At 73.6% G+C, this 14,914-nt stretch carries 10 protein-coding genes and 1 pseudogene; 7 read left to right on the top strand and 4 right to left on the bottom strand.

Annotated elements, in window-relative coordinates; all coding sequences use genetic code 11:
• Positions 1 to 4: 4 nt before the first annotated feature.
• On the bottom strand, positions 5 to 1,534 hold the full coding sequence (gene cobA / locus DB32_RS19640; RefSeq protein WP_053234095.1) for a uroporphyrinogen-III C-methyltransferase: 1,530 nt from the start codon (positions 1,532 to 1,534) through the stop codon (positions 5 to 7).
• 117 nt (positions 1,535 to 1,651) lie between these two features.
• On the opposite strand from cobA, the gene DB32_RS19645 reads away from it, so the two are divergent.
• Both DB32_RS19645 and DB32_RS19650 read left to right on the top strand, forming a co-directional pair.
• On the top strand, positions 1,652 to 2,266 hold the full coding sequence (locus DB32_RS19645) for a DUF192 domain-containing protein (protein ID WP_075097561.1): 615 nt from the start codon (positions 1,652 to 1,654) through the stop codon (positions 2,264 to 2,266).
• Between the two features lie 2 nt (positions 2,267 to 2,268).
• Positions 2,269 to 3,261, top strand: a complete 993-nt coding sequence (locus DB32_RS19650; RefSeq protein WP_053234097.1) for a peptidylprolyl isomerase — start codon at positions 2,269 to 2,271, stop codon at positions 3,259 to 3,261.
• Between the two features lie 6 nt (positions 3,262 to 3,267).
• On the opposite strand, the gene DB32_RS19655 is transcribed toward DB32_RS19650, so the two are convergent.
• Positions 3,268 to 3,858 (bottom strand): hypothetical protein, encoded by a 591-nt coding sequence (locus DB32_RS19655; protein ID WP_053234099.1) that lies wholly within the window; start codon positions 3,856 to 3,858, stop codon positions 3,268 to 3,270.
• 58 nt (positions 3,859 to 3,916) lie between these two features.
• Here DB32_RS19655 and DB32_RS19660 point away from each other — a divergent pair, with 58 nt between their 5' ends.
• The 4 genes from DB32_RS19660 (at position 3,917) to DB32_RS50275 (ending at position 8,021) form a co-directional block, all read left to right on the top strand.
• The gene (locus DB32_RS19660; RefSeq protein WP_053234101.1) at positions 3,917 to 5,011 is read left to right on the top strand and encodes a glycosyltransferase family 4 protein; all 1,095 of its coding nucleotides are present in this window, start codon (positions 3,917 to 3,919) and stop codon (positions 5,009 to 5,011) included.
• A complete protein-coding gene (locus DB32_RS19665) occupies positions 5,008 to 5,727 on the top strand; it encodes a class I SAM-dependent methyltransferase (protein WP_053234103.1) in 720 nt (239 codons plus the stop codon). The genes DB32_RS19660 and DB32_RS19665 overlap by 4 nt, the downstream gene beginning before the upstream one ends.
• Positions 5,728 to 5,782: 55 nt before the next feature.
• Positions 5,783 to 6,994, top strand: a complete 1,212-nt coding sequence (locus DB32_RS19670; protein ID WP_053234105.1) for a tetratricopeptide repeat protein — start codon at positions 5,783 to 5,785, stop codon at positions 6,992 to 6,994.
• Between the two features lie 127 nt (positions 6,995 to 7,121).
• Positions 7,122 to 8,021, top strand: a complete 900-nt coding sequence (locus tag DB32_RS50275) for a J domain-containing protein (RefSeq protein ID WP_420820942.1) — start codon at positions 7,122 to 7,124, stop codon at positions 8,019 to 8,021.
• A 2,121-nt stretch (positions 8,022 to 10,142) separates the two neighbouring features.
• Here DB32_RS50275 and DB32_RS50280 read toward each other — a convergent pair.
• Together DB32_RS50280 and DB32_RS19680 are read right to left on the bottom strand one after the other, a co-directional pair.
• Positions 10,143 to 10,781 (bottom strand): annotated as a pseudogene (locus DB32_RS50280) (outer membrane protein assembly factor BamB family protein); the annotation flags it as partial.
• A gap of 20 nt (positions 10,782 to 10,801) precedes the next feature.
• The gene (locus DB32_RS19680) at positions 10,802 to 11,770 is read right to left on the bottom strand and encodes a HEAT repeat domain-containing protein (RefSeq protein WP_053234110.1); all 969 of its coding nucleotides are present in this window, start codon (positions 11,768 to 11,770) and stop codon (positions 10,802 to 10,804) included.
• 324 nt (positions 11,771 to 12,094) lie between these two features.
• Between DB32_RS19680 and DB32_RS19685 the strand changes: the two genes are divergently transcribed.
• Positions 12,095 to 14,719 carry a hypothetical protein gene (locus tag DB32_RS19685; RefSeq protein ID WP_157069195.1) on the top strand — a complete coding sequence of 875 codons (2,625 nt, stop codon included), beginning with the start codon at positions 12,095 to 12,097 and terminating at the stop codon, positions 14,717 to 14,719.
• Positions 14,720 to 14,914 lie beyond the last annotated feature (195 nt).

The following is a 14,914-nucleotide window of genomic DNA, read 5'->3' on the forward strand; positions in this document are numbered from 1 at the left end:
GCTCCTAGCGGGTGAAGTGCTCGCGCAGCGCGCGCGTGAGGCCTTCGCTCGTGTAGTACGGCGCGGTCACGTCGACGCGCACGCCGAGCTTCTCCGCGGCCGCGGTGGTGACCGGACCGATCGACGCGATCGTGAACGAGGCGAGCAGCGCCGGCGCGTTCTCGCCGAGGATGCGCACGACGCTCTCGACGGTGGAGGGCGCGGTGAACGTGATCACGTCGAGCTCGTGCGCCTCGATCGCGGCGCGCAGCGCGGCCTCGTCGTCGGGCGAGGGCGGGACGTTGCGATACGCGTGCACGACGTCGACGTGCGCGCCGGCGCCGCGCAGCGTGTCGGGCAGCACCTCGCGCGCGACGGCGGCGCGCGGGAGCATCACGCGCACGCCGCGCAGATCGCCGGCGTGGTGATCGAGGAGGATCTTCGCCGCGCCTTCGCCGCGGAACTCGGTGGGCACCGCGTCGGCGCGGAGGCCGCGCGCGCGCAGCGACGACGCGGTCGCGGGCCCGATCGCGCAGAGACGCGCGCTGCCGACGACGCGCGCATCGCGCTGCTGGCGATCGACCTCGTCGAAGAACGCGTCGACGCCGCTCGCGCTGGTGAAGACGAGCCAGTCGTACGTGGAGGCCTCGCGCACGGCGCGCGCGAGCGCGTCGGGATCTTCGGGCGGCGCGATGCGGATCGCGGGGATGCACGTCGCCTCGGCGCCTTCGTCGCGCAGCAGGCGCGCGAGGCCGAGCGAGCGATCCTCGGGGCGCGTCACGAGCACGCGCTTTCCGAAGAGCGGCTGCACGTCGTACCAGCGCAGCGCGTCGCGCAGCTTGACGACCTCGCCGACGACGGTGAGCGCCGGCATGCCGACGTTCGCCTCGCGCGCGAGCTGCGCGATCGTCGCGACGGTGCCGACGATCGTGCGCTGCTTCGGCATCGACGCTTGTTGGATCACGGCGGCGGGCGTCTCGGGGGCGCGGCCGTGCTCGATCAGGCGCGCCATCATCGACTCGAGCGCGCGCACGCCCATGAAGATGACGAGCGTCTCGGTCGCCGTCGCGAGCTTGGTCCAGTCGTGGCTCGAGCGATCCTTCTCGGGCGACTCGGTCGCGGTCACGTACGCGACGCTGCTCGATGCGGCGCGATGGGTGAGCGAGATGCCGGCGTACGCGGTCGCGGCGATCGGGGAGGGCACACCGGGCACGACCTCGAACGGGATCCCCGCGGCGTGCAGCGCCTCGGCCTCTTCGGAGCCCCGGCCGAAGAGATAGGGATCGCCGCCCTTCAGGCGAGCCACCACGCGCCCGGCGCGCGCGGCGTCGATCATGCGCTCGTTGATCGCGCTCTGTCGCTCGCTGACGCGCCCGCCGCGCTTGCCGACGAACGTCTTCTCCGCGTCGTCGCGGCAGAGGTCGAGCAGCTCGGGGTGCACGAGCGCGTCGTAGAGGACGAGGTCGGCCTCGCCGAGCCGACGCGCGGCGCGTTGTGTGATCAGCTCGGGGTCGCCGGGGCCGGCGCCGAGGAGATAGACCCGGCCGAGGGGCATGGCGCGTCTATATACTCTGCGCGCCGCACGCGGGCGCGCCCGACGACCCAAAGAGAGGCATCGCGCGCGGGTCCGTGGTACGAGGGCGCGCTCTCCACTGTCGACACGCCCACCCGGATGACGAGGACGCTCGCCGTGACCGCTGCGCTCGCGATGATCGCCGCATGCTCGGGAGGCGAGGCCTCGCGCGGGGGGAGCGCGGACGAGCCGCGTCGCGCGGCGCCGGCTCCGGCGAGCGGCGACGACGAGCGCGCGCAGCGCGAGGCGCCGCCGCGTCCGCGCGTGATCCTCGCGCGCGAAGGCGCGGAGCCGGTGACCGTCGAGGTCGAGGTCGCGCGCACGCCCGCGCAGACGTCGCACGGGCTCATGTACCGGCGCGAGCTCGCGCCCGAGCGCGGCATGCTCTTCTTGTTCGCGCGGGAGCGACAGCGGAGCTTCTGGATGCGCGACACGTTCATCCCGCTCGACATGATCTTCATCACGAGCGGGATGCGCGTGCTCGGCATCGTGGAGAACGCCGAGCCGCGGACCGACGACCCGCGCGAGGTCGAGGGCGTCTCGCAGTTCGTGCTCGAGGTCAACGCGGGGTTCGCGCGCGCGCACGGCATCGAGGTCGGCGCGGAGGTGCGCTTCGAAGAGGTCGGCGAGGTGCCCGCCGCGAGCGGGCGACACGACGACGAAGCGATCGAAGACGAAGACGACGACGACCTGGTGATCGAGGAGTGGGAGTGAGCATGCGTCGAGGGAACGCGGTGATCGCAGCGGTGATCGCGCTGAGCGGCCTGTACGGCTGCGAGTGCGAGACGGGCGCGACGTCGGGCGGAGAGGTCACGGGCGAGCAGGGCGGCGGCGGCGCGAGCGCGACGAAGCAGCCGACGATCGGCGTGACCGAGGACGGCGAGCAGATCGTGTTCGCGGGGCGGACCGGCGCGCGCAGCGCGACCAAGCAGACGCCGGATCGTCTCGTGCGCGAGCCCACCGAGCCCGATCCCGAGGGCGGCGACTTCACGCTCGACGAGGCGGTCGAGGGCATGCCGATCGACGGGCAGCTCGTCGCGGAGATCTCGACCGACCTCGGCACGCTGTTCTGCGATCTCTACGCGGATCGCGCGCCGCGTACGGTCGCGAACTTCATCGGTCTCGCGCGCGGTCGGCGCGCGTGGTGGGACGCGCGCGCGGGGATCTGGCGTCGCCAGCCGTACTACCGCGACACGACGTTCCACCGTGTGATCCCCGAGTTCGTCATCCAGGGCGGCGACTATCTCGGCGATGGCAGCGGGACGATCGGCTACACGATCCCGTTCGAGCCGCACGAGACGCTCGCGCACGATCGCGCGGGGCGGCTCGCGATGGCGACGACCGAAGGACGCGACACCGGGGCCGCGCAGTTCTACGTGCTCGACGGCCCCGCGCCGCAGCTCGACGGCACGGCGACGGTGTTCGGTCAGTGCCGCCCCGAGGACGTCGTGGCGATGATCGCGCGCGTGCCGCAGAGCGGCGATCCCGACAACCGACCGCTCACGCCGGTGCGCATCGCGCGCGTGCTGATCCAGCGCGTCGAGGGTGGTGCCGCGTCGGCGCGGATCACGACGCCGCAGCTTCCGCCGGGCGAGCCCGCGGTCGGTCGCGGCGCGAGCCCCGGGCCCAGCGAGCTGCGCACGCTCGAGGGCATGCGCCGCCGTCGCGAAGAAGCGGCCGAGCAGCTGCGCCAGCAGCGCCCGGAGTGATCACGATCAGGTCTCGCCGCCGTCCTCGGGCTCCTGCGCTTCGGCAGAAGGCCGGCGCAGCCCGCGACGGCGGCCGCGCTGCTTCGTCGTGGGACCGACGCGCGCCTTCACGTCGGGCGTGACGCCGCCGGCGTCGTTCGGGATGAACCGGATCTCGGTGCGGATCTCGAACGACAGGCTGGTCAGCGCGCGCTGGAGCTCCTTCGCGAGATCGGCGGCCTCGAGGAACTCGCGGACCTCGCGCGCGACGACGCGCACCATCGCGTTCTTCGTCTCGTCGACCTGCGACAGGACGTAGCTCGCGACCTCTTTCGGCAGCTCGACCTTGCCGACGACGCCCTGCAGCGCTTCGCGGCTGTTCGTCAGCGTGCCGATGCCGGTCTCGAGGCCCTTCTCGATCGCGCGCTTGAGGATCTCGGGGAGGATGCGCTCGAGCCGCTTCCGACGGCTCTCTCCGTGCGCGCGATCGGGCGGCTCCGACTCGAGCGTGGTCTCGTTGTCGGGCTCGAGCTCGTCGTCCTCGTCGAGCGCGGCGCCTTCGTCCTCGCCCGCGGCGAGCGTCTCGTCGTCGTCCTCGGGGCCGCCGTGATAGACCACGCTGGACCTCTAGAGCAGGGGTGGGTCGGGGTCAAACGTATCCGATCCTGCGTGAGCGATGGCGACCATCCTGATGATCTCGAAGCCCATCGAGCCTCCGTGGAACGATGGCAGCAAGACCCTGGTGAGGGACCTCGCGGGCTCGATGGAGCGCCACGTCCCGATCGTGATGGCGACACGCGGCTCGTCGTTCAGCCCGCCGCGCGCGAAGGTCGAGCGCACGTTCGGCGATCACGCGCGCGGTCATGCGCTGCCGCCGCGCGAGGCGCTGCGCGTGCTCGCGCGCGTCGCGGTGGGGGAGGGCGACGTCGCGCACTTCTTCTTCCAGCCGAACCCGCGCACGTCGATCGTCGCGAAGACGCTTTCGCGCGCGCGGCGACGTCCGACGGTGCACACGGTGTCGAGCGCGCCGCGCGACGATCTCGACGCACGACGCGTGCTGTTCGCGGATCGCACGGTGGTGCTCTCGCGACACACCGAAGCGCGGGTGCGCGATGCCGGCGTGCGGGGCGTGGTGCGCATCGCGCCCGCGGTCGCGCCGATCGACGTGCCGAGCGACGACGCACGACGCGCGACGCGCGCGCACTTCGAGCTCCCGCGCGACGCGCCGCTGATCGTGTTCCCCGGTGACCTCGAGCGCGGTGATGGCGCGACGCACCTGATCGAGTCGCTCGCCTCGCTGCGCGACGTGGTGCTCGCGCTCGCGTACCGCCAGAAGAGCGAGCGCTCGCGCGAGGCCGAGCGCGCGCTGCGGGCACGCGCGGAGGAGCTCGGTGTCGCGTCCCGCGTGCGATGGATCGGCGAGACGCCGCAGATCCTCGCGCTGCTCGGCGCGGCCGACGTCGTCGCGCTGCCGACGCGCGACCTCGGCGCGAAGGTCGATCTGCCGCTCGTGCTGATCGAGGCGATGTGGCAGGCGCGCCCGGTGATCGTCGCATCGCGCTGCGCCGCGGAGGAGCTCGCGGACGACGGAGCCGCGCTCGCGATCGAGCCCACTCGCGACGCCCTCGTCGAGGCGCTGCGTCGATGGCTCGACGACGCGAGCGCGCGCGCATCGATCGGCGCCCGCGCGAGGGACGCTGCCGAGCGACGCCACCATCCGCGCGCGATGGCCGCGGCGTACGAGTCGCTCTACGACGAGCTCCTGCGATGAGCGCTCACGACGCGCGCGCGAAGCGCTACTACGACGACTTCAGCAGCACCTACGATCGCGGTCGCGACGAGGGCTATCACGCGCTCGTCGATCGCCTCGAGTCGCAGATCGTGATCGATCACGCGCGCGACGCCGACGTGCTCGAGGTCGGCTGCGGCACCGGGCTCGTGCTCGCACGCGTCGCGCCGCACGCGGCGCGCTGCGTCGGCGTCGATCTCTCCGCGGGGATGATCGCGCAGGCTCGCGCACGCGGGCTCGACGTGGCGCGTGGGAGCGCGACGGCGCTGCCGTTCCGCGACGCGTCCTTCGACGTCGTCTACTCGTTCAAGGTGCTCGCGCACGTGCCGGCGATCGAGCGCGCGCTCGAGGAGATCGCGCGCGTCACGCGGCCCGGCGGGCACATGCTGCTCGAGTTCTACAACGCGTGGAGCCTGCGCTACGTCGCGCGTCGTCTCGCGGGCGCGCGACGCATCGGTCGCGCGCACACCGAGGCCGACGTCGAGACGCGCTGGGACTCGCCGCGCGCCATCCGTCGCATGCTCCCGAGGGGCACCGAGCTCGTCGACATGCGAGGTGTTCGGGTGGTCACGCCCGCTGCGTTCGTGCATCGCGTTCCGCTCGTCTCGACGCTCTTCGCGCGCGCCGAAGAGCACGCGAGCCGATCGATGCTGCGCACGCTCGGAGGCTTCCTCGTCGCGGTCGTCCGTCGACGTTGAACGCGCGAGTGCCGTGCTTGCCCTGCGGGGGGCATCGGTCTATACGCTGATCCACATGAGCGCGAGGTCGGAGGAGAGCGCCGTGGAGCGTCTGCGCAAGCAGGCGGAGCGCGCGATCGCCGCTGCGCAGGGACGTCGTGTGGTCGAGCCGCTGCTCGAGCGCATCGTGAGCCTCGCGCCCGACGGAAGCGACGCGAGCGTGTTCGCGCATCGCCACCTCGCCGAGTACCGGATCGAAGATCATCCGTGGCGCGCGCTGCTGCATCTGCGGAAGGTCGTCGGCGCGCATCCCGACGACGACGTCGTGCACGCGCTGATGGGTCTCTCGCACGCGCTGCTCGCGAACTTCCGCTCGGCCGTGTCCGCCTACCGTCGCGCGCTCGCGCTCGCGCCGCGCAACCCCTGGTACCACCACAACCTCGGTCACCTTCTCGACGTCGCGCTCGATCAGCCGGCGACCGCGCTGCGTCATCTCGAGTTCGCGCATCGCGCCGCGAACCCGCCCGAGCACGAGATCGCGGCATCGCTCGCGCACTGCCTCGCGCGGCTCGGTCGCATCGACGACGCGCGCGAGACGGCGACCGTCGCGGTGCAAGGCGAGCCGCGCAACCGCGAGCACAAGCAGCTGCTCGCGTGGATCGAGCGCGGCGCACCGGAAGAAGAAGGCGACCCGCGCACGCGTCGCGCGCCGGTCGAGCAGCAGCAGCGCGCACGTGGAGCATCGCCGGCGCGCAGCGCGTCGTCGGGCCGTGCGGCGTCGACGTCGTCGCGTCCGCGCGAGGCCGACGCGCGTCGTGAGGTCGAGTCGCGCAGCGAAGCACGCGCGGAGCGACGCACGCCGCGCCCGACGGGCGAGCGCACGCGCGGTGGTGAATCGCGCGCGCGCACCGAGCCCGGGGTCCGTGTCCGCGGTGAAGACGAGGACGCGGTCCTTCCGATCCTCGAGCGCGTGATGCGCGATGGTGGCTTCACGCCCGAGCACGTGGCGCGCGCGCGACGTCTCTGGGTGGACTACCGCGAGACGCGTGGCTCGCGTGAAGGACGCGCATCGCGTCGCGACGAGCGCGCCCCGCGCGCGCCGAAGCCGGACGTGTGCGCCGCCGCGATCGAGTACGCGATCGCACGCCTGCACGGGCTCGACGGAGTCACGCGCGCGTCGGTCGCGCGCCGCTACGGCGTCAGCGCGCGTGCGGTCTCGGAGCGCTTCGACGACATCCAGGTCGTCCTCGCGCTGAAGCCCGACGATCCGCGCTACGCCCGCTGCTGAGCCGACGCGCGGCGTGCTCGAGGCGCGCACGCGGCTCGACGAAAACTTGTCGTCGTGATCGCGAACGTCGTATCCGACGCGCATGACCGTGTGGCCTGCCGCTGCGTCGCTCGCTCGCGCGCTCACGATGCTCGAGCGTGCCGGCGCGAGCGGTGAGCTCGAGGCGAGCGCGCGCGAGGGCCGCGCGAAGATCGTGATCCGCGAGGGCCGAGTGATCGCGATCGATGCGCCGTCGGCGTCCGCGCCGCGCCTCGGTCATCTGCTCGTCGGATCCGGCGTCGATGCGGCCGCGGTCGAACGCGCCGCCGCGACGCGCGGATCGGGCGTGCGCGTCGGGGACGCGGTCGTGCGTGCGGGGCTCGCGGGGCAGGGCGCGATCAGCCACGCGCTGCGCGTGCAGCTCCGCGCTCGAGTGCGATCGATCGCGGCGTGGGACGGAGTCGAGCTGCGTTTCGAGCGGTGCGCACCGCGCGCTCGCGCGCACGAGGAGCCGAGCCGCGCCGGCGAGCTCCTGCTCGGTGCGATGCGCGATGCGCTCGCGGGCGCGACGGTCCCCTCGGTGCGTGATCGAATCGGTGCGGGCTCGCTGGTCCTCACGCCGCTCGGTGAGGCGCTGGTCGGCGGCGCGCCGCTCTGGCCCGACGAGCAAGCGCTCGCCGCCGTGCTGCGCCGCCCGTCGACCCTCGATGCGCTCGAGCGCGCATGCCGCGGGAGCGACCGTGCGTTCCGACTCCTGCTCGCGCTGCGCGTGCTCGAGGGCGCGGCGCCGCCTCCGCCGGGGCGCGACACGCTCTCGCTGCTCGCCCGGAAGTCGCGCGAGATCCGCCGCGCGACGAGCGCCGAGGCGCTGCTCGATCTCCCGCGCGGCGCGCGCCCCGACGAAGCGCGCGCGGCGTGGCGAAAGCTCGCTGCGACGCTGCACCCGGATCGCTTCGCGCACGGCGCGCCCGAGCCGCTGATCCGCGTGTCGAACGAGGTCGCGTGCGCGATCAACGGCGCGGCTCGCGCCCTGCGCGCGGCGCGCTGATCGGGCGCCACGCGACGCGCGGCGCCCGATCCGGGTCACGTCAGCCCTCGGCGGGGGCCCACCACGGGTTCTCCTCGGCCGGAGGAGGCGTGGGCTGGGCCGGCGGCGGAGGCGCCGCAGCGGGCGGCGTGGGCTGCGCAGGGGCCGCCGGAGGCGTCGGCGCCGCCTCGGGCGCCTGCGCGCGGCCACGACGGCCACGGGCACCGCGCTGCGGCGGCGGAGGAGGCGTCGGCTCGGCGGCGGGAGGCGCTTCGGGGCCTCCTCGGGGGCCGCTTCGTCGCCACCTTCTTCCGCGCCCGCTCCGCTCCACCACGCGCCGCTGCCGCCCGACGCGCCTGCGCCGCCGGTCGTCGTCGCGGTGTTCCCGCCGCCAGCGGTCGTCGTGCCGGCGACCGGCACCTGCGGGCCGGTGGGGGGAGGCGGCGTGGGCGCGACGGGCGCCGGACGGCGCTCCCACCACGCACGCGCGACCGGCTCGGTGCTGGCCGGCGCGCTCGTCGACGCGCGACGCTGCCACCACGTCCACCACGGCGAGCCCGGCGGGATCGCGGCCATCTCGGACTGGGACGGCGCCGCCGTCTCCTCGCCCGCGCCGCCGCGCACGCGGATCACGAACGACGCGCGCATGCGGCGCTGGCGGAACCGAGGGAACTCGATCGCCGTGACGCGCTCCTGCATGCACTGCACGAGCTCCGGCGTGTTCGGCGCGACGCCGATCTCCTGCGCGTGACCGTCGTTGTTCAGGATGAACACGAGGCGCACCTGACCGAGGAGCGGGTTGCGCGCGATCTCGCCCGCGACGCACTCGCGCAGCGGGTCGACGTGCGCGGCGAACGTCTGGTCGATCTGCTCCTGCGTGAGCCGGCCGGGCAGCGCCGCCTCTTCCTGACGCGCCGCCTCCTGCGCCGCGCGCTCGGCCTCCTCGGCCTCCCGTCGCGCGAGCGCTTCCTGCTGCTGGCGCTCGGCCTCGAAGTACCCGCCGATCGACTCGCGCAGCGCGTTCACGGTGCGCGGCTCCGCGGCGAGCGCGGTCAGCATCTCGCGGCCCTCGGGGCCCCCGTGTCGGAACACGCCCTCGGCGGCCGCCGCGAGCGCCTGCGAGTGCTCCGCGAACGTCGTGTCGGCGTGATAGAGCACGAGGAACTGGCGCAGCGCGGGCACGACCGACGCGTCGCCGAGCTCGACCACCGCGCGCACCACCGTCGGCAGGACCGCCGCGGGCGTCTCGTGGTCGTTCATCTGCTGCACGAGGCCGGGCACGGCCTGCGTCGCGCGCATCTCGAGGAGCGACGGAACGATCACCTCGAGCGGAGGCGCCTGCGTGTCCTCGAGGAAGTCGTAGCGGCGCGCGAGCGCCTCGACGAGATGCTCGCTGCCCGTGCGGCGCGCACGGAGCGCGTTGCCGATCGCCTGGCGCAGCGCGCCGGGCATCGACTGCTGCGCGTAGAGATCGAGCAGGTCGCGCGTGATCTCCGGCTCCTCCATCGCCGCGAGCTGCTGGATCGCGTACGCGCGCGCCGGCACCAGGCGGTTGTCGGGGTCGACCGCGATCGCGGCGAGGCTCGCGCGCAGCGAAGGCGCCTCACCCTCGGGCGCCGCGCCCGCCGTGAAGCCCGTGACGTCGAGCGAGACCGCTGCGAGCTGCAGCTCCGCGCCGCCGGCCCAGCGGTCGAGCCCGCTCTCGCGATCGAGCACGCGCATGCGGCCCTGCTCGCCGACGACGAAGAGCCCGTCCGCGGTCGCCTGCGCGCCGATGACGTCCTGCTCGAGGATGCGCGCCCAGCGCATGTTCCCCTCGAGGTCGTACGCGAACGCGTAGCGGTAGTACACGAAGTAGACGGTGTCGCCGAGGATCGCGACCTCTTCGGGCGACGCCGTCTGACCCGGCGTGAAGTAGAGCCGGATGCGGCCGCGCGCGCTGCGCGTCCCGGGCTTCGGGAGGAAGCCGTCGTCGAAGAGCTCGACCTCGCGCGCGACCTCGCCCTCGTGGAGGACGGGGAGCTCGGGGATCGGCAGCTCGCGGTGCGTCGACTCCGCGCGCTGACCGCTCACCGAGCGGTGCGTCATGCGGTAGACGCTGCGGTGCCCGTAGTAGATGCCCGTCGGGTCGTCGAAGGTCCACGCGAGGACGTCGTCGGTCGAGCGCAGACGCGCCAGCTCGGTGCCCGTCGTCTCGTCGAGGATCGCGAGGTTCTGGCGCTCCCAGGGCACCATCACCATGCCGCCCGACGCCGCGGGCTGACCGAACACGCCCTGCACCTCGTGGCGCCAGCGCTCCGCGCCGGTCTGCGCGTCCACCGCCGCGACGTGGCCGACGCGACGCGCGCCACCGAGCGCGCCGACGGTCGCCGCGTAGTAGATCGTGTCGCCGTCGCGCGTCGCGCCGACGTACGCGAGGTCCGCGAGGCGCTGCGTCCACCGCTGCGTGCCGGTGCGCAGATCGAGCGCGACGAGCTGCTGCCGATCGCTCACCAGCACGACGTCGCCGAGGATCTCGGGGCGCGTCTGCGTGTCGATCGCCTGCGACCAGCGCTCGGTGCCGTCCGGCGCGAGCGCGACGACGCGGCGGCCCTCGCCGTGCGTCGACGCGACCACGAGCGGCTCGCCGAGCGCGTTCTCGGGGCGCTCGTGCGGGCGCGGCTCGGGCAGGCGCTCGAGCACCGCCGCGAAGTCCTCCGCCTGGTTGTCGGCGAACTGATGGCTGAACGCCGCCTGCGTGCCGCCACCGCAGCCCGAGAGCGCGGCGATCAGCGCGAGCATCGAGACCCGACGCAGCGAGATCACTGCGCACCTCCCGTCGTCGTCGAGGTGGCCGGCGCCCCGGGCCCACCGACCGTGGTGGTGCGCCGCGTGTCTCCGTCCACCGGGATGCGGCGCAGCGTGTCCTGCACCACCTGCCTGTAGCGGCTGCGATCGCGATCGCCGAGCCGCGTGAGCTCCTGCGCGAGGAACTCGCGCACCGTGCGGCCGGACACCTCGCCGAGCCGGTTCACGATCTGCACCTTCACGTCCTCGTCGATGTCGGTGCGGCGCAGGAACTGCTCGTAGCCGCTGAGCATGACCGAGAGCGGCTGCTGCCCGAGGTGCTGCGAGAAGCGCTCGACGCTGCGCCCGTCGCCGAGCTTGCCGATCGCGACCGCGGCCTCGACCACGCCGCGATCGAACGCGCGGAAGAGCACGTCGACCGAGCCGCGCGATCCGATGTTGCCGAGCGCGAGCGCGACGGCCGCGCGCACGCTTCGATCGCTGTCGCGCAGACCCTGCTCGAGCAGCGTCGTGACGCGACGGTCCTCGATCGCCGCGATCGCCTGGTACGCGCGGCGGCGCGCGCCGACGCGGCGGTGGCGCGTGAACTCGGTGAGCACGTCGAGCGACGTCGGGTCCTCGAGGCCGCGCAGCGCCTCGAGCGCGCGATCCGTGATCGCGTCGGGCTGCCCCGAGCGGAGCAGATCGGCGAGCGGCGCGACCACCTCGCGGCGATCGATGACGCTCAGCAGGTCGATCGCTTCGCGCACCTCGTCGGGGTTCGTGCTCTGCAGCCGCGGGACGATCGTGCCGAGGTCGGCGATCGTCGGCGCGGGTGCGATGGGGCCTTCGGCGGTGCCTTCGCTCGGCTGCGCGGACTGCGCGGCGCGACGCTGGCCGCGCTGTCGGGGCTGCTGCGCGGAAGCGCGATCGGGCGAGGCGATCACCGCCGAGAAGCCCAGCGTGGCCGCCAGCAGCACGGCCAGGAACGTCTGGATGCGCATTCTGAAACCTTCGAATTACGCGAGCTTTTCGGCCCGCAACACGCTCGGGGCCGGCATCTTGCCGTCATCGGAAGGAGCGATCAACCGAGAGATCCCTTGGGAACTCACGGGTCCCCTCGTCACCAAGTGTCCAGGTCGGGCCCGGATCGGCTCACCGGACCGGTGGGACGGTGCTGCCGAGCGGAATGCAGCGTGCTACCTCGCGCCCCGCCAGCCATGTCGTCGACGAGCTCTCGCAGCGCGCACGCGGCCTTCCGCGCCCGCGAGTCCGCGCCCTCCGAGCCGGCCGGCGCGCCCACCCCGCGACGTCCCTTCGCCCGCTGGATGCGCCCCCGCCGCCGCCTGCTCGGCGCGCTGCTGCTCGCTCTCGTGGTGCTCGCCGGCGTCCGCTACGCGATCTCGGGGGCGAGCTCGGGCTCGCCCGAGGCCTCGCTCGCGACGGTGCTCGCGCGCGACGGGCTCCGCGTCGATCCGGACACGGTGCTGTGGCTCGCAGAGGACGACGGGCCGTGGGCGCTCCGCCCCGCGCTCTTCCTCGCGCACGCCGAGGGCGAGCTCGACGACGTCTGGTACGCGGAGGTGCGCCCCGGTCGCGGCGGTGCGGTGCTCGACGTCACGTCGGTCGCGAACCTCACGAAGAGCGCGAGCTCCGCGGAAGAGCGCCTCTCGCGCGCCGGCGATCACGCGGTCTTCCTCTCGCGCACCGGCGATCAGATCGACGCGCTCACGGTGCTCGATCTGCGCGGCGAGGACCCTGAGGCGACGGCCTCGTTCACCGCCGTGCAGCGCGTGCAGCACGCGATCTCGAACCTGCAGGAGACGGGACGCACCGCGGGGTTCGGTCGCGTGCGCTACCAGCGCCACGAGACGGGCTCGGACGCCGATCTGCGCGCCGACGCGACGCACGTCGCGCTCATCGAGGGCGAGCACACGGTGATGGAGCTCGAGCTCGCCACGCTCGCGCTGCGCGAAGGCGCGGAGCGCGTCGACGTGCAGGAGCACGTGCCGGGTCAGCCGGGCGGGATCACGTGGGTCGTCGACACCGTGCGCAACCTGTCGTTCGTCGGCCCCGAGCCGATCGAGTGGCTCGAGAACCGCGTCTTCGCGGTGCAGGACTGGTGGGATCGCACGCGCTACGCGCTGCTCGGCGGCGAGGACACGCAGGAAGCGGTCGCGGCCGAGCTCGGCGTGACGCGCGAGGACGTGCAGGCGCAGATGAGCGAGGAGCGGCGCGCGCTGCTCACGGCCGCCGAGGCCGAGCTCGGCTGGCCGCCGCCCGCGATGCAGCCGGTGATCACGGATGATCCCGTCGCGGGCGAGGGCGAGTGGATCCCCGTCATCGACGATCCGTTCGTCAATCAGTACCCGGGTGCGCCGCCCGCGTTCGTGCAGGGCTTCGTGCGGCCCGACGTCGAGCGCCCGTACGTGCGCGTCTACGTCACGATGTGGGATCCGCGGCAGGTGCAGCTCCGCGTCGTGCCCGGCACGCGCGAGCCGCAGAGCGCGACGGGCGAGGTCGGTCAGGGCCGCATCCCGCGCGACGAGCGCACGGTCCGCACGCTCGTCGCCGCGTTCAACGGCGGCTTCCAGGCGATGCACGGCGAGTTCGGCATGATGGCCGAGCGCCGCGTCTATCTCCCGCCGAAGCCGTGGGCCGCGACCGTCGCAGTGTTCGACGACGGAACGGTCGGCATGGGCAGCTGGCCGGCACCGAGCTGGCGCGGTCAGTACTTCGACGAGAACCTCGCGAACCGGCAGATCCCCGAGGGGATGATCGAGATGCGCCAGAACCTCACCACGATGGTCGAGGACGGCGTGTGGAACCCGTGGGAGCGCTGGTGGTGGGGCGCGGCTCCGCAGGAGAGCGAGGAGCAGACCTTCACGTATCGCAGCGGGCTCTGCCTCACGCAGGAGGGCTTCCTCGCGTTCTTCTGGGGCAGCTCGCTGGGGCCCGAGGCGCTCGGCCAGGCGATGGTCTCGGCGCGCTGCGCGCGCGCGATGCACCTCGACATGAACAGCGGGCACTGCGGGTTCGAGTTCTTCCGGCCGTACCGTCAGGGCGCGACCGGCGACGACGCGCCTCCGCCGGTGCAGCGCGTCCACGCGGAGTACGAGCACGACGGCGAGCTCCCGCAGTCGCCCGGCTGGCGCGTGCGCGGGCGCAAGGCCGTGCGCTCGATGGCGATGCGATTCCCGCGCTACCTCGCGCGCGATCCGCGTGACTTCTTCTATCTCACGCTGCGCCCGACGTTGCCGGGACCGGCGCTCGCGGGCGCGACGGAGAGCGAAGGGCGCTTCTCGAGCACGGGCCTTCCGCACGCCGGTTGGCCGTACGCGTTCGCGCGCACGCGCAGCGCCGAGACGTGGATCGTGCGCATCGATCCGCGCCGCGCGGTGCCGGCGCCGCTCCATCGCGCGGTGGGCGAGGACGCGCCGCGCCTGCTCGGCGGCTTCACCGGCGCGAGCTCGGGCGCGATCTCGCTCTACGCGACCCGCGCGTCGATCGGCCACGAGATCGCGATCGGGCGCGCAGGGCCCGACGATCTCGTGCTGCTCTCCGGCGCGCCGCTCGCCGACGGTGCGGCTGCGGCCGTGGGCGTCGATCGCGACGGCTTCCTCGTCTACGCCGAGGGCGGCGACGTGCGCGCCGCGCTGACGCGCGCCGGCGTGACCGACGCGATCGCGCTCGGCGACGACGTCCGCCTCGCGCTCGCGGGGGAGGGCGGGGCCGCCGCGCCCGACGGAGAGACCGCGCGCGATCTGTCCGCCGAGCCCGCGCTCGCGCTCTATGCCGCGCAGCGCGCCGCGGCCGAGGTGATCTTCCCGGACAACGCGCCGATGCCCTATTCGCGCTGGGGATACTTGCAGGGACAACGGGTCCGCTACTTCCCCGACCATCCTCCGCGCTTCAGCCGCGAGGCCGAGGGCGAGGAAACCTCGCCGCAATAATCGCGTCTCGAACCGGAGCCAAAGGGCGCGCCCGCTCGGTGGTCCGACGTCACAGGCCGTGAGGTCCCTCTCGGACTCATGAGCCGATGACGGGGGACCCACCGTTGATTTGCGCTGCGCAGGACCAGTACTATGGGCCGCCTTTCCCGAGAGTTCCCGGGGGTGCGGCTCGCGTCGAGGTCGTCACCTACTCCG

It is taken from the genome of Sandaracinus amylolyticus (assembly GCF_000737325.1).
Lineage (GTDB): Bacteria > Myxococcota_A > Polyangia > Polyangiales > Sandaracinaceae > Sandaracinus > Sandaracinus amylolyticus.

Coding starts and splice junctions, on each gene's coding strand:
- cobA (WP_053234095.1), bottom strand. CDS start 1,534: ATGCCCCTCGGCCGGGTCTATCTCCTCGGCGCCGGCCCCGGCGACCCC.
- DB32_RS19645 (WP_075097561.1), top strand. CDS start 1,652: ATGACGAGGACGCTCGCCGTGACCGCTGCGCTCGCGATGATCGCCGCA.
- DB32_RS19650 (WP_053234097.1), top strand. CDS start 2,269: ATGCGTCGAGGGAACGCGGTGATCGCAGCGGTGATCGCGCTGAGCGGC.
- DB32_RS19660 (WP_053234101.1), top strand. CDS start 3,917: ATGGCGACCATCCTGATGATCTCGAAGCCCATCGAGCCTCCGTGGAAC.
- DB32_RS19665 (WP_053234103.1), top strand. CDS start 5,008: ATGAGCGCTCACGACGCGCGCGCGAAGCGCTACTACGACGACTTCAGC.
- DB32_RS19670 (WP_053234105.1), top strand. CDS start 5,783: ATGAGCGCGAGGTCGGAGGAGAGCGCCGTGGAGCGTCTGCGCAAGCAG.
- DB32_RS50275 (WP_420820942.1), top strand. CDS start 7,122: ATGCTCGAGCGTGCCGGCGCGAGCGGTGAGCTCGAGGCGAGCGCGCGC.
- DB32_RS19680 (WP_053234110.1), bottom strand. CDS start 11,770: ATGCGCATCCAGACGTTCCTGGCCGTGCTGCTGGCGGCCACGCTGGGC.
- DB32_RS19685 (WP_157069195.1), top strand. CDS start 12,095: ATGCGCCCCCGCCGCCGCCTGCTCGGCGCGCTGCTGCTCGCTCTCGTG.